Source organism: Pseudonocardia sp. CA-107938 (assembly GCF_050936315.1).
Taxonomy (GTDB): Bacteria; Actinomycetota; Actinomycetes; order Mycobacteriales; family Pseudonocardiaceae; genus Pseudonocardia.
On record NZ_JBNJNA010000001.1, the window covers coordinates 4,395,420 to 4,414,232 of the forward strand.

The 18,813-nt window shown below is 73.8% G+C and carries 18 protein-coding genes; 7 read left to right on the forward strand and 11 right to left on the reverse strand.

Features of this window, described 5'->3' with window-relative positions:
* Positions 1-76: 76 nt before the first annotated feature.
* From ACQEVB_RS21920 to ACQEVB_RS21950, 7 genes are all read right to left on the reverse strand, one after another.
* Positions 77-1,525, reverse strand: a complete 1,449-nt coding sequence (locus tag ACQEVB_RS21920) for a GH1 family beta-glucosidase (protein ID WP_432974309.1) — start codon at positions 1,523-1,525, stop codon at positions 77-79.
* A gap of 110 nt (positions 1,526-1,635) precedes the next feature.
* Complete coding sequence (locus tag ACQEVB_RS21925) at positions 1,636-2,082, reverse strand: Rieske (2Fe-2S) protein (RefSeq protein ID WP_432974311.1); 447 nt, start codon at positions 2,080-2,082, stop codon at positions 1,636-1,638.
* Between the two features lie 26 nt (positions 2,083-2,108).
* On the reverse strand, positions 2,109-2,720 hold the full coding sequence (locus tag ACQEVB_RS21930) for a DUF6529 family protein (protein WP_432974313.1): 612 nt from the start codon (positions 2,718-2,720) through the stop codon (positions 2,109-2,111).
* Positions 2,720-3,373 (reverse strand): hypothetical protein, encoded by a 654-nt coding sequence (locus ACQEVB_RS21935; protein ID WP_432974315.1) that lies wholly within the window; start codon positions 3,371-3,373, stop codon positions 2,720-2,722. Before ACQEVB_RS21935 ends, ACQEVB_RS21930 begins: the two co-directional genes overlap by 1 nt.
* Before the next feature lie 95 nt (positions 3,374-3,468).
* Positions 3,469-4,359 carry a pseudouridine synthase gene (locus ACQEVB_RS21940; protein ID WP_432974317.1) on the reverse strand — a complete coding sequence of 297 codons (891 nt, stop codon included), beginning with the start codon at positions 4,357-4,359 and terminating at the stop codon, positions 3,469-3,471.
* A gap of 53 nt (positions 4,360-4,412) precedes the next feature.
* The gene (locus ACQEVB_RS21945; RefSeq protein WP_432974319.1) at positions 4,413-5,333 is read right to left on the reverse strand and encodes a helix-turn-helix domain-containing protein; all 921 of its coding nucleotides are present in this window, start codon (positions 5,331-5,333) and stop codon (positions 4,413-4,415) included.
* Positions 5,334-5,436: 103 nt separating this feature from the next.
* Positions 5,437-5,649 carry a DUF397 domain-containing protein gene (locus ACQEVB_RS21950; RefSeq protein WP_432974321.1) on the reverse strand — a complete coding sequence of 71 codons (213 nt, stop codon included), beginning with the start codon at positions 5,647-5,649 and terminating at the stop codon, positions 5,437-5,439.
* Between the two features lie 280 nt (positions 5,650-5,929).
* Here ACQEVB_RS21950 and ACQEVB_RS21955 point away from each other — a divergent pair, with 280 nt between their 5' ends.
* On the forward strand, positions 5,930-6,187 hold the full coding sequence (locus tag ACQEVB_RS21955; RefSeq protein WP_432974323.1) for a hypothetical protein: 258 nt from the start codon (positions 5,930-5,932) through the stop codon (positions 6,185-6,187).
* A gap of 106 nt (positions 6,188-6,293) precedes the next feature.
* On the opposite strand, the gene ACQEVB_RS21960 is transcribed toward ACQEVB_RS21955, so the two are convergent.
* A complete protein-coding gene (locus tag ACQEVB_RS21960; protein WP_432974325.1) occupies positions 6,294-7,520 on the reverse strand; it encodes an MGH1-like glycoside hydrolase domain-containing protein in 1,227 nt (408 codons plus the stop codon).
* Positions 7,521-7,599: 79 nt separating this feature from the next.
* On the opposite strand from ACQEVB_RS21960, the gene ACQEVB_RS21965 reads away from it, so the two are divergent.
* On the forward strand, positions 7,600-7,803 hold the full coding sequence (locus ACQEVB_RS21965; protein WP_432974327.1) for a hypothetical protein: 204 nt from the start codon (positions 7,600-7,602) through the stop codon (positions 7,801-7,803).
* A gap of 7 nt (positions 7,804-7,810) precedes the next feature.
* Here ACQEVB_RS21965 and ACQEVB_RS21970 read toward each other — a convergent pair whose 3' ends face one another.
* Complete coding sequence (locus ACQEVB_RS21970) at positions 7,811-8,605, reverse strand: 5-formyltetrahydrofolate cyclo-ligase (RefSeq protein WP_432974329.1); 795 nt, start codon at positions 8,603-8,605, stop codon at positions 7,811-7,813.
* Positions 8,606-8,762: 157 nt separating this feature from the next.
* Between ACQEVB_RS21970 and ACQEVB_RS21975 the strand changes: the two genes are divergently transcribed.
* A complete protein-coding gene (locus tag ACQEVB_RS21975; RefSeq protein ID WP_432974331.1) occupies positions 8,763-9,464 on the forward strand; it encodes an LppU/SCO3897 family protein in 702 nt (233 codons plus the stop codon).
* Between the two features lie 69 nt (positions 9,465-9,533).
* Here ACQEVB_RS21975 and ACQEVB_RS21980 read toward each other — a convergent pair whose 3' ends face one another.
* Positions 9,534-10,736: a GNAT family N-acetyltransferase gene (locus ACQEVB_RS21980; RefSeq protein WP_432974333.1), complete on the reverse strand. Its 1,203-nt coding sequence runs from the start codon at positions 10,734-10,736 to the stop codon at positions 9,534-9,536.
* A 121-nt stretch (positions 10,737-10,857) separates the two neighbouring features.
* Between ACQEVB_RS21980 and ACQEVB_RS21985 the strand changes: the two genes are divergently transcribed.
* Entirely contained in the window at positions 10,858-11,397 is a 540-nt protein-coding gene (locus tag ACQEVB_RS21985; RefSeq protein ID WP_432974335.1) for a dihydrofolate reductase family protein, read from the forward strand.
* 180 nt (positions 11,398-11,577) lie between these two features.
* On the opposite strand, the gene ACQEVB_RS21990 is transcribed toward ACQEVB_RS21985, so the two are convergent.
* Entirely contained in the window at positions 11,578-12,717 is a 1,140-nt protein-coding gene (locus ACQEVB_RS21990; RefSeq protein WP_432974337.1) for a glycosyltransferase, read from the reverse strand.
* Between the two features lie 99 nt (positions 12,718-12,816).
* On the opposite strand from ACQEVB_RS21990, the gene ACQEVB_RS21995 reads away from it, so the two are divergent.
* Genes ACQEVB_RS21995 through ACQEVB_RS22005 form a run of 3 tightly spaced genes read left to right on the forward strand, consistent with a single transcriptional unit; the run spans position 12,817 to position 18,807 of the window.
* Positions 12,817-15,168 carry a glycerol-3-phosphate 1-O-acyltransferase gene (locus tag ACQEVB_RS21995; protein WP_432974339.1) on the forward strand — a complete coding sequence of 784 codons (2,352 nt, stop codon included), beginning with the start codon at positions 12,817-12,819 and terminating at the stop codon, positions 15,166-15,168.
* A complete protein-coding gene (locus ACQEVB_RS22000; protein WP_432974341.1) occupies positions 15,158-18,022 on the forward strand; it encodes an HAD-IB family hydrolase in 2,865 nt (954 codons plus the stop codon). Before ACQEVB_RS21995 ends, ACQEVB_RS22000 begins: the two co-directional genes overlap by 11 nt.
* Complete coding sequence (locus tag ACQEVB_RS22005) at positions 18,019-18,807, forward strand: SAM-dependent methyltransferase (protein ID WP_432974343.1); 789 nt, start codon at positions 18,019-18,021, stop codon at positions 18,805-18,807. The genes ACQEVB_RS22000 and ACQEVB_RS22005 overlap by 4 nt, the downstream gene beginning before the upstream one ends.
* Positions 18,808-18,813: the final 6 nt, after the last annotated feature.

Here is an 18,813-nt window from a genome sequence, read left to right on the forward strand (position 1 = left end):
GTCGCCCACAGGTCAGCTCGTAGTTTGTGGCCGAGGTGTTACGACCTGCACGTCCGGCCCCCGTGCGGCCTGGTCATCAGCCGGGTGCGGGCTCGACCGCGTTGGCGCGGACCGTCGCGGCGTAGAAGTGCGCGCTGTCCTTGGGGGTGCGTTGCTGGGTCGCGTAGTCGACGGCGACGATGCCGAACCGCTTGGAGTAGCCGTACGCCCACTCGAAGTTGTCCAGGAGGGACCACACGTAGTAGCCCGTGACGGGTGCGCCCCGGCTGATGGCCTCGTGCACGGCCGCGAGGTGGTCGCGCAGGTAGGCCACGCGCTCGGGATCGTGGACGCTGCCGTCCGGCTCGGGGACGTCGGCGAACGCGGCCCCGTTCTCCGTGACCATCAGATCGAGGCCCGGATGTTCGGCGGCCAGACGCAAGAGCAGCTCGGTGAGCCCGCGCGGGTCGATCGTCCAGCCCATCTCGGTGCGGGGGCCGTGCTGGGTCGGGAACTCGACGTCGTCGGCGGCGATCCAGGGCCGTGGGCTGCCGTCGTCGAGGCCGGTGGGGCTCTCCCGGGGCCGTTCCCGCGTCCAGTGCCGGACGTGGGTGGGGCTGTAGTAGTTGAGGCCCAGCACGTCGATCGGGGCGGAGATGACCTCCAGGTCCCCGGGCCGGACGAACGACCAGTCCGTGACCGCGGACGTGTCGGCCAGGACGTCCTCGGGGTAGCGGCCGTTCAGGACGGGATCGAGGAACACGCGGTTCTGCAGCCCGTCGATGCGGCGGGCGGCGTCGACGTCGGGTGCGGAGTCGGTGGCGGGGTTGATCCAGCCCAGGTTGAGGGTGAGGCTCACCCGGGCCGCGGGGGCGGCGGCGCGCACCGCGGCGACGGCGCGGCCGTGGGCGAGGTTGAGGTGGTGCACGGCAGCGAGCGCGGCCGCGTCGTCGGTGCGGCCGGGCGCGTGGACGCCGCAGGCGTAGCCGAGGTAGGCCGAGCAGAACGGCTCGTTGAGCGTCGTGAACACGCCGACGCGGTCGCCGAGCGCGGCGGCGACGATGCCGGCGTACTCGCCGAAACGGTCGGCGGTGGCGCGGTTCGTCCACCCGCCGGCGTCCTCGAGGGCCTGCGGCAGGTCCCAGTGGTACAGCGTGGCGGTGGGGGAGATCCCTGCGGCGAGCAGCTCGTCGACCAGCGCGGAGTAGAACGCCAGCCCCGCCTCGTTGACGGGCCCGATCGCGTCGGCGGTGACGTGCGGCGTGATCCGGGGCCACGCGATCGAGAACCGGTACGCGGTCAGGCCGAGCTCGGCCATCAGCGCGACGTCGGAGCGGAAGCGGTGGTAGTGGTCGACGGCGACGTCGCCGGTGTCGCCGTCGAGGACCTTGCCGGGGGTGTGGGAGAAGGTGTCCCAGATCGACGGTGTGCGGCCGTCCTCCGCCACGGCGCCCTCGATCTGGTAGGCGGCCGTGGCCGCACCCCAGACGAACCCTTCGGGGAAGCGCAGCGTGCCGGTCTCCTGGTCGTGCTGGATGGAGGTCATGGAGAGAGGGGGGTGCCTTCCGCTCGCGGGACGCGGGGCGGGAGCAGGCCCGCGTCGCCGCCAGCGTGACCGGCCGACGATCAGGGTGTCAAGAAAGCGCTCTCCAACGGTCAGCCCGAGGTCAGCGAGTCACCCTGGACCGTGACGGCGCGCGGGGGCAGCGGCTTGCGGGCCGGGCCGGTCACGACGGAACCGTCGGCGATGGCGAACGAGCTGCCGTGGCAGGGGCACTTGATGACGCCGTCCGCGACCGCGTTCACCGTGCATCCCTGGTGGGTGCAGATCGCGGAGAAGCCCTTGAACTGCCCTGCCGTCGGCTGGGTGAGCACGATCTGCTGGTCGGCGAGCACGATCCCGCCACCGACCGGGACGTCGGCCTTCGCGGCGAGGGCGGGGGCCGACGCTCCGGCCGCTGCGGACGGCGCGGCGCCGCCCGGCGCAGCGGCAGGGGCGGGTGCGGCGTCACCGGGGCGCTGACCGTAGGTGGCGCAGGCAGCGCAGCCGATCGCGGCGGTGACGCCGACGACGGCGGCACGGCGGGACACAGGTGTGGTCATCGAGGTTTCCGTCCGGTGTGGGGAGGTCAGAAGGTCAGGCCGGCGGTGGTGAAGAACCAGAGCGACGCCGTGACCCACAGCCCGGTGAGCGCGGAGAAGACGACGCCGCCCAGCACCGGCAGCGACCACGACGGCGTGCCGGGGCGGCTGAGCACCAGCATCTTCGTGACGAACGCCCCGTAGAACAGGCAGCCGATCAACGAGTGCGCGAGCACCCGCCCGTCGGAGTGCTGGAAGCCGAGCGCGTAGAGGCAGTGCACGGCCACGGGCACGGTGGTGAGCACGGCCAGCCGGCCGGCCCAGCGGTGCAGCCCGCCGATCCACGACGGCGCGGTGCGCAGCCCCGGCATGCGGCCCCACATCACCAGCGCGGACCACAGCTGCACCAGCGCCAGGACGAACGCGAGCGTGGTGAGCCAGGCCTTCACCGCCTGCGGCCCGGAGAACCCGGCGACGTTGATCGAGACGAGCTGCGGCTCGTGCAAGCTGCCGTACACGCCGAGCGTCACGGCGACCAGCGAGCCGATCGCGAACAGCGCGAAGACGCGGCCGGTGCGGGCAGGCGCCGGCATCCGCGCGGTGCCGGCGCCGACCGACATGTCGACGGTCGGTTCCTCGCCGTCGTGCCGCGCGGCCATCACTGGGCGCCCGTCAGCGGGGTGACCTGCACCGGGACCCCGTCGAGTGTGGCGGTGCGGGTGACGGGGTCGAGATCGGGCGCTGCGGAGAGCTGCCCGCCGGTGTTGGTGAGGCCGGTCTTCGTGCCGTCCTGCAGCACCGTCCAGCCGATGCGCTTGGTGACCCCGGCGACGGAGACCTGGCCGCGGTAGGCGCCGGCGGGCGCCTTCGCGGTGGCCGCGGAGAAGGCCCACTCCTTGCCCTTGGCGCTCGCCCGTCCGAACACCGCGCCATTGTCGAGGGTGCCCTGGAGCGACGCACCGTCGGGACCGGTCAGCGAGAGCGCGGCGCCGGTGGCGGTGCCCTCGAGCCACGCCTCGGCCTGCTTGCCGTCGCACAGGTAGGCGACGGCCTTGCCGTCCTTCACGGCGATGGCGATCGTGGCCTCGTTGCCGGCGGTGCGCCCGGCGTAGGCGGCCTCCGCTGGGAACCCGGCCGCCGGGGCAGCGGCCGCTGCGGTGGTGGCCGCCGGCGCGGCCGCACCGGTCACGGCGGTGACCGTTCCGGCCGTGTCCTGCTCGCGGGTCTTCTCCCCGGTCATGTTGACGGTGAACAACCCCAGACCGAGTACGACGACCGCCAGGATCGTCAACAGCGGGCCGCGCTTCGTCATGAGCTCACTCCGGTTCCGGTTGCGGTCGCCAGGATCGCGGCTCCGGCTTTCACCGCGCCTTCATTGGACACTCACGGATCCGGGTGCCGCGAGGTTCAATCGGGCGCCACGGGCCACGCGGCGAGGGTCCGTCGGGTGCGGAACCGGCGGTGCGCGCCCGTGACGGGATCGGTGAACTCCAGCGTCGCCGCCAGGAGCTGCAGCGGGGTCCCGTCTGCGTCGATGCCGGTGCCGAAGTCGTCGAGCGCCCGCTCGGTCAGCACCGGGTAGAAGTCGTCACCGACGATCGGGACGCCGAGCGAGCTCATGTGCAGGCGCAGCTGGTGGGTGCGCCCGGTGGTCGGGGTCAGCCGGTAGCGGCCGAGTCCGGCGCGGTGCTCCAGCAGCTCGACGAGCGTCTCGGCGTTGTCCGGGCCGGCGACCTCCTGGGCGCGGATCACGCCGCGCTCCTTCACGATGCGGCTGCGCACGGTGCGCGGCAGCTCCAGCGCCGGGTCGTGGCGGGCGACCGCCTCGTAGGTCTTGTGCACGCGGCGGTCACGGAACAGCGTCTGGTAGGCGCCGCGGTGCTCGCGACGCACCACGAACATCAGCAGCCCCGCCGTCATCCGGTCGAGCCGGTGCGCGGGGGACAGGTCGGGCAGGTCGTGCTCGCGCCGCAGCCGCACCAGCGCCGTCTCGAGGATGTGCTGCCCGCGCGGGATCGTGGCCATGAAGTGCGGCTTGTCCACGACGAGGAGGTGCTCGTCGCGGTGCACGACCTCGATCGGGAACGGCACCGGCGCCTCGACCGGCAGGTCGCGGTGGAACCACACGTACGTCAGCGGCTCGTAGGCGGCGTCGGGCGCGATCGGGCCGTCGCTGCCGACGAACCGCTGCTCGGCGAGCATCGCGTCGATCCGCTCCGCCGGGACGCGCGGGAGCCGTTCGACGAGGTGCTCGCGCATCGTCGACCACCGGGTCTCGACGGGCGTGCGCAGGCGCACCGCGTCGAGCCCGTGACGCTGCTCGAGCGGTGACGCCGGACGCGGATTCCTTGCTACAGCTCGTCCCGGATCGCGCGCAGGATCGGCTCGGTGCGGCCCGGCTGCTCGACCTGGGCGCACAGGCGGTCCATGACGGCGGCGTAGTGCTCGACGTCGGGTCGCTTGTCCAGGTAGAGCGCGCTGGTGAGCTGCTCGAGGTAGACGATGTCGGGCAGATCCGGCTCCGCGAACCGCAGGATGCTGAACGGGCCACCGGCGGCGGCGTGCCCGCCGTAGCGCAGCGGCGCGATCTGGATCGAGATCGTGGGCAGCTCGTTGAGCTCGAGCAGCCGGGTGATCTGGTCGCGCATGAGCTTCGGGCTGCCCAGACCGCGCCGCAGCGCCGCCTCGTCGATGACCGCCCACAGCCGCGGGCCGTTGCCGGACAGGAACACCTGCTGGCGGCGCATCCGCAGCTCGACGCGGCGCTCGACCTCGAGGGTGTCGGTGCGCGCGAGCTGGGTGACGGCGCGGGCGTAGTCACGCGTCTGCAGCAGCCCCGGCAGGAACTGCAGCTCGTACGTGCGGATCAGCGAGGCCGCCTGCTCGAGGCCCAGGTAGGTCTCGAACCAGGTCTCCAGCAGGTCGGAGTAGCGGTGCCACCAGCCGGGCGCGTTCGCCTGCCGGGCCAGCGCGAGGAACTCCGAGCGCTCGGTGGGGTCGGACACCCCGTACAGGGAGATGAGGTCGGCGACGTCGCGCTCCTTGAACCCGACGCGACCCAGCTCCAGCCGGCTGATCTTCGCAGGCGAAGCGCGGATCGCCTCCCCGGCCTCCTCCCGCGTGACGCCAGCAGCTTCCCGCTGCCGGCGCAGCTGCGCGCCCAGCGCGATCCGCAGCACGGTCGGACCAGAAGCAGCCGATGTGGTGGCACCGCTGTTGGTCTCGCCGTGGGCCGCAGATCCGTCCGCGGACTCACCCCGCAGCACGTTCATGCAGGACCTCCCCGTTCGGGGGAACACTCTGCCGTGAACGTGCCGTTCTCGGCAAGCCGCGGACGGGTGGTCCGGCAGGTCGTGGACACGAAGCGTGGTCCGTTCAGACAGCCATGTCGTCGAACTCGCCGGCGCGGGCGCCGTCGAGGAAGGCGGCGATCTCCGCCCGCGTGTAGACGATGACGGCGCCCTCGGGGAAGCGCGAGTTGCGCATCGCGACCTCGCCACTGGTGAGCTTGGCCAGCTCAACGCAGTTTCCGGTCGGGTTGCTCGCGCTTGCCTTGCGCCAGATCAGGTTCTGCTCGTTCAGATGCACGTGCAGATGGTCATGCATCAGAGCTTGCGCGCGCAAGCCGGAAGGTCCACGATTCTCGTAGGCACGGGCCCGATCGGGTGTCAGCCGATCGGCTAAGCGCGTGTCACGGGCTGTCACATCCAGCTGCGTGGGGGTTCACATGAGTTACGCCTGGGGGTCAGGCGGTGCAGGCCGGGGTCCGGTCCTCGCACCGCTGCACGCCTCCGTCGGGATCGTCGAGGTCGGCTCCGGCGCTGCCGCGCCCGCCGGACCTGCGACGGGACCCACGACCGAATCTGCCGTGCCCGCCGAACAGCCGTCGGCGGGGTACCCCGACGAGGACCGCCAACCCGCCGACCTCGAGCTGCGCCGCCTCGCCGCGGAGCTCGCACCGATGGTCGACGTGTGGCAGCGGCTCCTCGACCAACACCTACCCGACCGGGCAGGGCGCTGCCGCACCTGCACCAAGGGCGGCACCGGGCTGCCCGCCACCCGGTGGCCCTGCTCCATCCACGGCATCGCCGACCTGGCGCGCCGCTGCCACAACCGCTCGGCCTGATCTCTCGGCCTGATCTCTTGTGGGCCGAGCTGTCGGCAGCACTGCTCCACTGCCGGGAGCAGCCGCCGACAGCGGCCCGCCACGGGCGTCGATCGACCGGCGCCGTTCAGCCCAGCAGTTCGAGTGCGGTCGCGGCCGTCCACGAGTGGTCGTGCACGCCCAGCGGTTCGCCGGTGATGGGTTCGTAGAACTCGGCGAACGAGTGGTCCGACAGCAGCTCGAGCATGGCGTCGCGGAGCACGGCGCGCAGGTCCCATGCACCGTCGCGGGTGGCCGCCCAGGCCAGCATCACCACGACCGGTGGCCAGATCGGTCCGTGCCACAGCTCGCGGCGCCGGAACCCGGGGCTCGACGGGGACACCATCGGCGGCAGCGGATGCCGCAGCACGGGGTGCCCCATCCAGTCCTCGCCCAACAGGATCGCGCGCTGGGCCGCCAGCAGCTCGGCGTCCCCGCCGGCGAGCAGCGGAGCGAACCCGGCCACCGTCGCCGGCTCGATCCACACACCTGCCCGCACGTCGAAGTCCCGCGCCAGCATCGTGCGCGGATCGACGGTCGCGGCCACGCCCTCGCGGAACCGGGCGGCGTCCTCCTTGAGCTCCTCCGTGACGTCGGTGCGGCCGACCTCGTCGGCGAGGCCGGCCAGCAGGTCGGCGCACGTCGCCACCACGGCCGAGACGATCACGTCGCGCACCCGGAAGTCGGCCACCTCCCGCATCGCCGTGTCCGCCCAGCCCACCGCGCGCATCTGCTCGAGCAACCAGCGCTCGCGCTCCTCCCTGGTGGCCCGCGGATGCGGACCCGACCGCGAGAGCGGGCCGTCCCAGCGCGGGGAGGCCGGGAAGGCCGACTCCCACGGATGCAGGATCTCGATCAACCCGGTCCGCTCGGGATCCCGCTCGGTCACGAACCAGCGGTGTGACGCCAGCAGCGCGTCGAACGACTCCGCGACGAACTCCTCGGCCGCCGCGAGGTCGGCGCCGCCGTTGTCGCGGCCGCGGTCCAGGATGGCGCGCACGGCGATCGGTTGGCCGGGCAACGACGAGAGACCCACCGCCTGCACGGGACCGGGTCCAGTCGCCCGGCCCTCGTCGAAGATCGACAACGGCAGCATGCCCGTGGGCCGCTGGGCCGCGAGCAGGGCGCGGACCTCGGTGATCGCGCGCGGCAGATCCACCCTGGCCAGCCCGAGCGCCGTCAGCGTGGCCTCCCAGTGCCAGCGGTGGTGCCGGCGCGGGTCCGGCTCCGCGGCGACGACGACCCGGCCGCGGTCGTTGCGGCGCAGCACCCGCGTGGCGGCGGCGCGCAGGATCGCGTCCTCGATCCGGGTCACGGGTGCATCGAATCCGACGATGCCGATCACGGCAAGCGACAACCGGCAGTCCGACCACGTCGGCGGCATACTTCGACCCATGGCTCCCGAGCAATGGTTCTGGTGCTTCGTCCACGAGAAGGTCGAACCGCTCGCGGGGTGCCGCGCCGCGGATAGGCTCGGGCCCTACCCCGACCGCGACTCCGCGGCGCACGCCGTGGAGCTCGCCCGGCAGCGCACCGCGGCCAACGACGCCGCCGACGAGGCCTGGGAGGAGCACGGCACGAGGTACGACCAGCACTGAGGTTCGATCAGCCGGCTGTCTCCGCCAGCCGCGCCAGCAGGGGGATGGTCGCGATCTTCTCCGGCGTGAGCTCGGCCCACCGCACCCCGTCGTTCGGGCGGGCTGCGCGCAGCGGGCGGCAGTCCAGCACCCGCTCCGGCGTCACGACCAGGTCGACGGGCGCGTCGTGCGCGGTCGTCGGGATCTCGCCCGGGCCGCGTACCTGCAGCTCGTGCACCGTCGTCACGACGGTGGTGTGTGCACCGATCAGCCCCGCGGCGCCGGCCAGCGCGAACTCCAGGTCGGCGAAGCCACCGCCCTTGCCGAGCCGGGCCCCGTCCGCTCCGACGGCGACGCAGCCCGTCACGACGAGGTCGACCGGCTCCAGGTCCGCGACGGCGACGCGGCGGGCGGAACGGGTGGCGCCCGCGATCGAGGCGGCCTTGCGCGGCGGGTCGGTGAGGTCGTCCGGGTCGAGCAGGAAGAACGGGTCCGCTTCGGCCAGCCGCGGCACCGCCATGTAGACGAGCTTGCCGTCCTCCAGCGCTCGTTGGCGCACCGGCAGCTGCGCCGAGTCGGGGTTGCACTTCACCGTGCGGGCGGCCTGCCACACGGGGTGGGCGCGCAGCCGCTCAGCGGCGGCCTCGGCGCCGGTGAAGTTGGAGATCCGGTTGCGGGCACCGGGGAACCGGGCGACCTTCGCGGCACTGAGCGCGGTCCACACCTCGTCGCGCAGGGCGGCCTTGGCGGCCAGCACCTCGGGATCGCCGCCGGCGTCGTGGTCGTGCCGGCGGGTGCGGCGGCCTGCTCCTGTGCCTGGCATGACCCCATCCTGCCGCCGGCGTCGCGACGGGGGTTGCCGACCCGCAAGGAAACCCTTACCCGCCCGGCAACGCACCTGCACCGTGGAGGGAGTCCGGCGGGCGGCCGTTCGGCGGATGCTTCTGCCCAGCACGACGCCGCACTGGGGAGGATCCGCGATGAGCACACCGTTCGCGCCGCAGATGGACGACGCCACCGCGCGGATCGAGGACCAGTCCTGGCCCGCCGTCGCCGAGGCCACCACCCACCTGCCCTCCCACGGCCCGAACGCCACGACGCAGTACATGGCGCCCCAGTACGGGATGCCCCAGCAGTACGCCGCGCCGCAGTGGGCTCCGCAGTACCCGCAGCCGCCGTACCCGGGCCACTTCCCGGCGCCGCAGCCCTACCACCCAGCCCCCGCACCGCAGTTCGCGCCGCCGAGCAGCGGCTGGATCACCGAGGAGGAGACGGTCCGCTACGCCGACCTGCCGTCCCCCGCGGCGACGTCCGGCCGGGCGGTCGCCGAGCAGGGCAAGCGACGCCGGCGCAACGTGTGGATCTCCCTGCTGTCGGGCGTGACCGTCGCGACCGGCGTGCTGATCGGTGGGGCCTACGTGATCGGGAACCTCAGCGACGCCCCGGCATCCGCCGTGGTCGGCGACTGCCTGGCCCGCTCCGGCGACGGCGCGGTCGTCGTGCCCTGCTCGGACGCGAAGGCGACGTTCACCGTGCTCGGGCGGCTGGAGAGCCGCACCGAGATCGAGGCGAGCATGTCGGCCTGCAGCCCGTTCCCCCAGACCACCGACGTGTACTGGCAGGGCCGGTCCGGCGCCGGCGAGCGCGGGCTCGTCCTCTGCCTGGGGCCCGCCAAGAAGTAAGAGGCCTGCAGGACGGCTGCTTTCCCGCCATCGGGGGGTGGGAAAGCAGCCGTCCTGCCACTGCGCCGGTCAGAAGTCGGTGCCGTGCACCGGGTCCCGCTCCGGCACGAACGCCGCGTCGAGGCGGGCCAGCTCGGCCGGCTCCGCGGCGAGCCGCGCGGCCGCGGCCAGTGTGCGCGCCCGCACGCAGCCGGTGACGAGGCTGCCGAGGTCGGCGACGTCCAGCGTCACCTGCGCCGCGTCCGACGTCGGCGTGCAGGTGGCACCGTCCGGGCCGCCCTGCAGCCGGAAGCGACCGCCGCGGCCGAGGAAGTCGTCCTGCACGTCGAGCACGGTGTCGACCTCCACCGCGTACCGGCGGGCCGAGAGCACGGTGGGCACGTCGAGCACCCGCGCCCACAGGCCGTCGGCCACCTCTGTGGTGGCGACGATCCGCGGGTCGGTGAGCAGCAGCGGCAGCGGGTCGTCGAGCGGGATCCGCGCGGTCACGGACCGGACGAGCTCCTGCGCGAGCAGCACGCGCCAGAGCGCGGCGTGCGACTCGTCCGTGACGGCGAAGACCTCGGCGCGCAGCGTGGGGGCCTCGCCACCCCAGTGCGACCGGTAGGTGACCCAGCCGTCCGGGTGCACGAGGTGGAACCGGCGGGTGCCGCCGCCGCGGGAGTACTCGCGGTCGTGCAGGAACCGGGCCCACCACGCCGCGCTGCGCGACACGGCTCCCGGGGTGCGGGCGACCCAGCGACGGTGGATCTCGGCGGCGTGCTCGCCGATCTCGGCGGTCTCGGCGTACCGGACGCCGCCCGGGTCGGGCGCGCCGGCGCGGAACTGCGCGAACCGCGGGTCGATCTCGACCGTCCGGTTGCGGGTGGCCTCGCCGTACCCGAACCGGCCGTAGATGGACGCGTGGCTGGCGGTCAGGATGGCCAGCGGGGTGCCCGCCTCGACGAACCCGCGCAGCTGCTCGGCCATCAGCGCCCGCAGGATGCCGCGCCTGCGGTGCGTGGCCGGGACGGACACCCAGGCCACGCCGCGGGACGGGAGCGCGGCCCCGCCGGGCAGCGTCATCGCCATGTCGTAGGCGGCCGCGACGCCGACGACCCCGTCGACCGGGTCGCCGCTGTCGACGGCGAGGAGGAAGTTCTCCGGGGGCAGCACGGTGAACGCGTCGGCCCGCTCGAGCTCGGACATCCGCGCACTGAACCCGCGTTCGTCGGCGCTGACGATCGCCGGGATGTCGTCGTCGGTGCCGGGGCGAATGATCAGGTCGGTCACAACCGCCCAGTCTGGCCGTCCGGGCCGCTGCCCGTCGACGCGATTGCGCGGACCTCCGATGAGTTCGGCGCGTGCGGGCGGTCTCTCCTCCGACATCTCGAGCCCCCGTGCGGAGGACCCCATGAGCAAGATCATCGCCGGCCTGTTCACCTCGGTCGACGGCGTCGTCGAGGATCCCCAGGACTGGCACTTCCCCTACTTCGACGACTCGGTCGGAGCGGTCGTCGGCGAGCTGATGAAGCCGCGGATGCTGCTCGGCCGCACGACCTACGTCGGGTTCGCCGAGCACTTCGGCCCGCTGGCCGGCCAGGAGTTCGCCGACCAGATGGCCGCGCCGCCGAAGTTCGTCGTCTCCACCACACTCACGTCGGCCGACTGGGGCAACGCCACCGTACTCGGCAAGGACTGGGCCGACCGGCTGCGCGAGATCAAGGCCGGCGACGGCCCTGACCTCGGCATGAGCGGCAGCGTCACGCTCATCCACTCGCTCATCGCCGAGGGCCTGCTCGACGAGCTGCACCTGCTCGTGCACCCCGTCGTGGTCGGGAAGGGTCGGCGCCTGTTCCCCGCGGACGGCCCGCACCACCCGCTTCCGCTGGCGTCGTCGACGGTGCTGGACAACGGCACCCTGCACGTGGTGTACGCCCCGGCCACGAGCTGAAAGCGGCGCAGCCGAGCAACCGCCGGGTGGGTCGGCCTTGCGGTGGTGCGGTGATCAAGGGCAAAGGGTGGCTCGTCGATCTTGCTGGGCGACATTTGCCCTTGATCACCGCCGCCCGCCGCCGCGCGGCTGCACGCCGCACCGGCGGCCGCTTCTGCCGCTGATCGGCGATCCGACCGGTCAGCCCGCCGCGGCTGCCCGATCGTTGAGGACGTCCGCGTAGACGGCGTGCAGGCGGGCGGCCCAGCCCGTCGCCGAGTACGTGGCGAGGTAGCGGGCGCGGGCGGCCCGGCCCATCGCGGCGCGGCCCTCCCCGTCGTCGGCGAGCCGGGCCAGCGCGTCGGCGAGCGCGGTCGCCGACAGCGGCACCAGCACGCCCGTCCCGGCGGTCACGATCTCCGGCACGCCGCCCACGCGCGTGCCCACGACGGGCAGGCCGGCGGCCATCGCGCGCAGCAGCGCGGTGGGCAGCGCGCCCGTCGCAGCGCTGTAGACGGCGAGGTCGGCGGCCGCGAGCAGCTCGGCGGGCGCCTGCGCCCGGTGGACGAACCGCACCCGCGCCCCCAGCTCGTCGGACGCGTCCGCGCGCGCCTCCAGCCACGGCCGCAGCGGGCCGTCGCCGGCCAGCGCCACGACGACCGGCACGCCGTCGGGCAGCGCCTCCAGCGCGTCGAACAGCAGCGCGTGCCCGCCTTCGCGGCGCATCGGTTCCGCGGCCAGCACGACGACGTCGCCGTCGTCGACCTCGAGCGCGGCCCGGCGGCGGGCGCGGACTGCGGGGTCGGCCGGGCCGGGGTCCACCACGCCGTTGGGTTCGAGCACGACGGTCGGATCGGGTCCGGCGAGCCCACGGTACCACTGGAGCTGGGTGCGCGAGATCGCGAGCGTGCGGCTCATGAACCGCTGCCTGGCGAGGATCTTGGCGCTGCGCTTGAGCCGGTCGCCGCGGTCGGCCGGGTCGTTCTCGACGCGGTGCAGCGTCGACACCGCCGGGATGCGGTTGCGGGCGGCGGCCGCGGCGCCGACCACGTCGGCCGGGGGGAGGTGGGTGTGCACCAGGTCGACGCCGCGCTCGCGCAGCAGCCGGGCGGTGCGCACCACGGCCCGCGGGTCCCACGGCCCCACGCCCAGCTCGGCCACCGGCACCCCGAGCCGGCGCAGTGCGCTCACCTGCGTGGTGTCCGACGTCGACGCGAGCGCGACGACCACCATCTCGAAGCTGCTTTCCGGGTCGAGCTCGCGGGCACCCGCCGCGAGGTCGACCAGACCGATCTCGGGGCCGCCGGGATGCAGGGTCGGGACCAGGTGGGCGATCTTCACGAGCACTCCGATGCGTGACGACGGCAAGCGGGCCAGGGCGTCGCACCGTCACGTGATCGTGTGACGAGCCGGCACGACCGGCCGCCGACCCTACCCGCGGTGGGCGGCGCCGCGCGGCACGTGACCATCGCGCGGGTGATGCGCCAGGATGGCCCGATGCACGCCGAGGAGTCAGCGCCCACTGGGTCGATCGCCTGCGGGTCCGTGGTGCTCGCCGACGTGACGAGCGAGACCGAACGCACGCTGGTGCGCGACTGGCTGCGCGCGGAGGGTCTCGACCCCGCGATGGTGCTGCCCGTGGACGCCGGAGCCCTCTCGCGGCCGCTGGGCCGGTTGCCAGGGGACACGCTGATCACCCCGGTGCGGGTCGCGTGGCTGCCGCGTGAGCGGGACGGCCAGCGCCGCGTGCACCTCTCGGACCTGATGTCGCTCACCAACCCGTGGCGGCCACCGGCCCGCGCACAGGCGCGGATCGTGCGTCGGGAGCCGGACCGGGCCGCTGTGGTGGCCGCCGAGCCGGCGACGGTCGCGGACCTGCGGCGCCGCTTCGCCACCGGGGGTGCCCAGCGCGGCGGCAGTGCGTCGGCGGCGTTCGGCGAGTTCGTCGCCCGGCAGGCCGCCCTCGCGCTGGAACGGGCCGAGCGGGCGCTCGTCGGCGACCGCTACAAGGTGCCCAAGCGCATCGTCGAGGCGGTGGAGGCGAGTCCCGAGTTCCGGCGCGAGGTCACGGAGCTCGCGGCCAAGCTGGAGATCGCCGAGGACGACGTGGCCCGCAAGGCCACCCGCGACCTGTACGGGCTGGTCGCGGCGATGAGCCCGATGGCCGTCGACGTCCTGTCCGGCGTGCTGCGACCGCTGCACTCGCGGGCGTGGAACGTGCAGGTCGACACGGACGGGCTGGAGCGGCTCCGCGAGCTCAACAAGAAGCACGCGCTGGTGTTCCTGCCCAGCCACCGCTCCTACGCCGACCCGTTGCTGCTCGCCGACGTGCTGGCCGAGCACGACTTCCCGCGCAACCACGTCCTCGGCGGGGAGAACCTCAACTTCTGGCCCGTCGGGCCGCTCGCGAAGCGGGCCGGGATCGTGTTCATCCGGCGCAGCTTCGGCGGCGACGAGATCTACAAGTTCGCGGTGCGCCAGTACTTCGGGTTCCTGCTGTCGAAGCGGTTCAACCTGGAGTGGTACATGGAGGGCGGCCGTTCCCGCACCGGCAAGCTGCGCCCGCCCAAGTACGGGCTGCTCGCCAACGTGGCGGAGGCGGTGGAGCGCGGCCGCACCGAGGACGTGTACCTGGTGCCGGTGTCGATCACCTACGACCAGCTGCGCGAGGTGTCGGCGATGGCCGCCGAGCAGGCGGGCGCCGCGAAGAAGGGCGAGGGCCTGGCGTGGCTGGCGAGCTACGCGAAGGCGCAGCTGTCACCGATCGGCTCCGCCTACGTCCGCTTCGCCGACCCGATCTCGCTCGGCACCGCGCTGAAGACCGGCCGCGACGCCGACGACTCCGATGCCGGACGCCGGCTGGCCCTGCAGAAGGTCGCGTTCGAGGTCGCCGTCGGGATCAACCGGGTCACGCCCGTCGTGGCGACGGCGCTGGTGACGCTGGCGCTGCTGGGGGTGCGCGACCGGGCGCTGACGCTCGGCCAGGTGCGGCGGGTGCTGGAACCCGTGCAGGAGTACCTGTCGGAGCGCGACCTCATGGGGTCGGCGCAGAGCCTGCACACCGACCGCGGCCTGCGGCGGGTGCTGGGTGCGCTCACCGAGTCGAAGGTGGTGACCACGTACGCGGGCGGCGAGGAGCCCGTCTACGCCATCGAGCGCGGATCGCACCTGGTGGCGGCGTTCTACCGCAACTCGGCGATCCACCACTTCGTCAACCGCGCGATCGCGGAGTGCGCGCTGCTGGCGCCGCCGCAGGAGCGGTTCGACCGGGCGCTCGCCCTGCGGGACCTGCTGAAGTTCGAGTTCTTCTTCCCCGAGCGCGAGGCGTTCCGCGCGGAGGTGGCGGCAGAGCTGAAGCGCCTGGGTGCCGGCTGGGGCGAGGAGGGCTCGAACGACGACGGGGAACAGCTGCTCGCCGCGTCCGGGTTCCTCATCGCGCACCGCGTACTGCGGTCGTTCCTGGACGCGCAGCTCGTGGTGGCGGAGCGGTTGGCCGCGCGGAACCCGCGCACTCCCGTCGTCGAGAAGGAGTTCCTCGACGAGTGCGGCGGCATCGGCCAGCAGATGCTGCTGCAGGGCAGGCTGCACGGGCCGGAGTCGCTGTCGCGGGAGCTGTTCGCGAGCGCGTTGAAGCTCGCCGCCAACCGCGACCTCGTCGACGCCGGGCGCGACGAGCTCGCGCAGCGCCGGCAGGCGTTCCTGGAGCAGATCCGGGCCACCGTCGCGACGGTCGTGCGGATCGACGAGATCGATGCCGCCCGGCGGCGTGAGGTGGTCGGCGTTGAGTCCTGAGACGTGGGACGAGGCCAGGCTGGTCGCCGAGGTCGCGGCCGGCCCGCACGGCCCGCAGATCGGCGCGTTCTTCGACTTCGACGGCACCCTCATCGACGGCTTCTCGCTGTCGGCGTTCGCCAAGCACCACCTGCGTTCCGGGCACGTCACGCCCACCGACGCGGGCCGGATGCTGCTGCTCGGCCTCCGCGGGGTCACCACCGAGGAGGACTTCGAGGAGTTCTTCGTCGCCGGCATGCGGGCGTGGGCCGGGCGCAGCGAGGACGAGCTGGCCGAGCTGGGTGAGCGGCTGTTCGTGCAGGGCATCGCCGGGTCGCTCTACCCGGAGGCGTGGCGGCTGGTGGAGGCGCACCGCCGCGCCGGCCACACCGTGGTGCTGGCGTCCTCGGCGACGCGGTTCCAGGTGGAGCCCGCGGCCCGCGCGATGGGTGTGGAGCACGTGCTCGTCACGCCGGTGGAGATCGAGAACGGGGTGGCGACGGGCCGTCCTGGCGGGCCCCCGCTGTGGCGGGCCGGGAAGGCGGCCGCGGTCACCGCGTTCGCCGCCGCGCACGGCATCGACCTGGAGCGCAGCTTCGCCTACTCGAACGGCACCGAGGACGTCCCGTTCCTGTCGACGGTGGGGGTGTCGCGGCCGCTGAACCCGGAACCGGGCCTGGCGGCGGTGGCGGAGGAACGGGGCTGGCCGGTCGTCCGGTTCACCTCGCGGGGGCGCAGCGGGGCGCTGCGGCGCGCGGTGCGCACGGTCGCCGGCGTGGGCGGCATGCTCGGTGGCTTCGGCGCCGGCGCGGTGCTGGGCCTGCTGAACGGGTCGCGCCGCGAGGGCATCGACCTCGGGATCGCGCTGGCCGGCGACCTGGGCAGCGCACTGGCCGGGGTGGAGCTGGACGTGCGCGGGGCCGAGCACCTCAACGCCCGGCCGGCGGTGTTCGTGTTCAACCACCAGAGCCAGCTCGACGTGCTGGTGCTGGCGAAGCTGCTGCGCGGTGGGTTCACCGGCGTGGCCAAGAAGGAGGCCGCGAACACGCCCGGCTTCGGCCCGATCTTCCGCTACGCCGACATGGCGTTCGTCGACCGCGGCAACACCTCCCAGGCGAAGGCCGCGCTGGCGCCGGCGGTCGAGCGGCTGCGCGACGGGATCTCGCTGGTCATGGCCCCGGAGGGCACCCGGTCGCCCACGCCCGCGCTGGGCCCGTTCAAGAAGGGCGCGTTCCACGTCGCGATGCAGGCCGGCGTGCCGATCGTGCCGGTGGTGATCCGCAACGCGGGCGAGCTGATGTGGCGCGGCGCCAGCACGATCCGGGAGGGCACCGTGCAGGTCGCGGTGCTGCCGCCGGTGCCGACCGACGGGTGGCGCACCGCCGACATCGACGAGCACGTCGCCGAGGTGCGCGGCATGTTCCTGGACACCCTCGCCGACTGGGACGGCGGCGAACGCGGCGGGAAGGTGACGGTCACACCGGGGCCGAGCGGCCCCGTGCCGGTGGCGCCGCAGTGGCGCACGTCCACGGAGATGTCGGCCGCCGAGACCGCGATCTGGCGGGCGGAGGCGGCCGACGAGCGCCTGCGCGCCAACGTGACGCTGCTGGAGCTGCTCGACCACGCCCCGGAGTGGGAGCGGTTCGTGGCGGCGCACGAGTGGGCGTCGCGGATGGTGCCGCGGATCCGGCAGCGGGTGGTGGAACCGGCGTTCGGGGTGGGTGCGCCGACCTGGGTCACCGTCGACGCGCTGGACCTGGACCTGCACGTCTCCCGCATCCGGCTACCCGCGCCGGGCACCGAGCGGCAGCTGCTGGACGCGGTGACCGCCTTCGCCGAGCCGCCGCTGCCGCGGAACCGCCCGCTGTGGCGGGCCGCCCTCGTCGAGGGCCTGGCCGGCGACGCCGCGGCGTACGTGGTGACCACGCACCACAGCGTCACCGACGGCATGGGCGTGGTGCAGCTGATGAGCCTGCTGCACAGCCGCACCGCCGAGCACGACCCCGAACGCCCCGAGCCGCCCGCGCCTATCCCGCCGCCGTCGCCGTCCCCGTCGGAGTTGCTGGTGGAGCAGGTCGGTGAGGTGGCGCGGAGCGTGCCGGCGCTGCTCGAAGGGCTGCCCAGGACGCTGTCGCGGCCGCTGTCGGCCGTGGCGCGCTCGGCGTCGGCCGCCCGGTCGCTGGGTGACGTCGTCGTCGGGCCCGCGGGCGGCTCGCCGCTGCTCGCCGGGCGCGGCGGCACCTGGCACCTGGAGACGCTCGACATCGACCACGACGCGTTGCGGGCCGGTGCCCGGGCGGCCGGCGGGTCGGTGAACGACGGGTTCCTGGCCGGGGTGCTCGGCGCGCTGCGGCACTACCACCAGGAGCTCGGCGCCGTCGACGTCGAGTCCGTGCCGATCGGGCTGCCGCTGGGCCTGCGGCCGGAGGACGACCCACAGGCCGGACGCTGGACCGCGGCCCGGTTCGACGGCCCGCTGCAGCTGGTCGATGCCGCCGACCGGGTGCGCGCGGTGCGCCGGTTCGTGCTGGGGGCGCGGGCGGGCGGGAGCGACGCCGGCGGGGCGCTCGGCCCGGCGCTGGCGTGGGTGCCCGGACCGGTGCTGGGCGCGCTGTCGGGCCGGCTCTCCGCCGGCAACGACGTGCAGGCCGCCCCGGTGCCGGGGATCGGGCACGCGGCGTTCATCGCGGGGTCGCGGATCACGCGCATGTACCCGTTCGGCGCGCTCACCGGGTGCGGCGCGACCATCACGATGGTCGTCCACGAGGGCGTGTGCTGCGTCGGGCTCAACCTCGACCGCGAGGCCGTGACGGCGCCGGAGGTGTTCGTGGCAGGGATGGTGGCGGCACTGGCCGAGGTGTCGGCGCTCGCATGACGGCGAACGAGGACGAGCTGCGGACGGACGTGCCGCACTCCGCGCGCGTCTGGAACTACTGGCTCGGCGGCGAGGACAACTTCCCCGTCGACCAGGCCGTCGGTGACGCGGTGCTGGCCTACTACCCGGGCATCGCGACGGTGGCGCGCCAGGCCCGGGAGTTCCTGCAGCGCGCGGTGCGACTGCTGGCGGGCGAGCTCGGCGTCGACCAGTTCCTGGACGTCGGCTCCGGCCTGCCGACGACGCAGAACACCCACCAGCTGGCGCAGGCTCTCGTGCCGGAGGCACGGGTCGTGTACGTCGACCACGATCCGCTGGTGCTCGCGCGGGCACGGACGCTGCTCACGGACACGTCGCCGACCGGTGCCACCGCCTACGTCGACGCCGACGTCCGCGATACGGAGCGGATCCTCGCCGAGGCACGCACCGTGCTGGACTTCGACCGCCCGATCGCGGTGATGTTCCTCGGCATCTTCGGCTACCTGCCCGATCTCGACGAGGCCCGCGCGATCGTGCGGACGATCATGGACGCGGTGCCGCCGGGCAGCTACCTGGTGGTGCGCGACCACACCGACCTGGATGCGACTGCCGGCGATGCGTCCACCGACTACACCGAGTCCGGCATGGCGCCCTACCACCTGCGCAGCGTCGACGAGCTGCGCACCTTCTTCGACGGGCTGGAGCTCGTCGAGCCGGGTTTCGTGCGGGTGGCGCAGTGGCGACCGGACCCGGGGGAGACCGTTCCGGCCACCGCCGACCACGCCGGGCTGGCGCGAAAGCCCTGACCGGTC

What these genes read in the sequence shown, in the direction of transcription:
- ACQEVB_RS21920 (WP_432974309.1), bottom strand. Translation starts at nt 1,525, where the DNA reads ATGACCTCCATCCAGCACGACCAGGAGACCGGCACGCTGCGCTTCCCC.
- ACQEVB_RS21925 (WP_432974311.1), bottom strand. Translation starts at nt 2,082, where the DNA reads ATGACCACACCTGTGTCCCGCCGTGCCGCCGTCGTCGGCGTCACCGCC.
- ACQEVB_RS21930 (WP_432974313.1), bottom strand. Translation starts at nt 2,720, where the DNA reads ATGGCCGCGCGGCACGACGGCGAGGAACCGACCGTCGACATGTCGGTC.
- ACQEVB_RS21935 (WP_432974315.1), bottom strand. Translation starts at nt 3,373, where the DNA reads ATGACGAAGCGCGGCCCGCTGTTGACGATCCTGGCGGTCGTCGTACTC.
- ACQEVB_RS21945 (WP_432974319.1), bottom strand. Translation starts at nt 5,333, where the DNA reads ATGAACGTGCTGCGGGGTGAGTCCGCGGACGGATCTGCGGCCCACGGC.
- ACQEVB_RS21965 (WP_432974327.1), top strand. Translation starts at nt 7,600, where the DNA reads ATGGCTCCCGAGCAATGGTTCTGGTGCTTCGTCCACGAGAAGGTCGAA.
- ACQEVB_RS21970 (WP_432974329.1), bottom strand. Translation starts at nt 8,605, where the DNA reads ATGCCAGGCACAGGAGCAGGCCGCCGCACCCGCCGGCACGACCACGAC.
- ACQEVB_RS21975 (WP_432974331.1), top strand. Translation starts at nt 8,763, where the DNA reads ATGAGCACACCGTTCGCGCCGCAGATGGACGACGCCACCGCGCGGATC.
- ACQEVB_RS21985 (WP_432974335.1), top strand. Translation starts at nt 10,858, where the DNA reads ATGAGCAAGATCATCGCCGGCCTGTTCACCTCGGTCGACGGCGTCGTC.
- ACQEVB_RS22005 (WP_432974343.1), top strand. Translation starts at nt 18,019, where the DNA reads ATGACGGCGAACGAGGACGAGCTGCGGACGGACGTGCCGCACTCCGCG.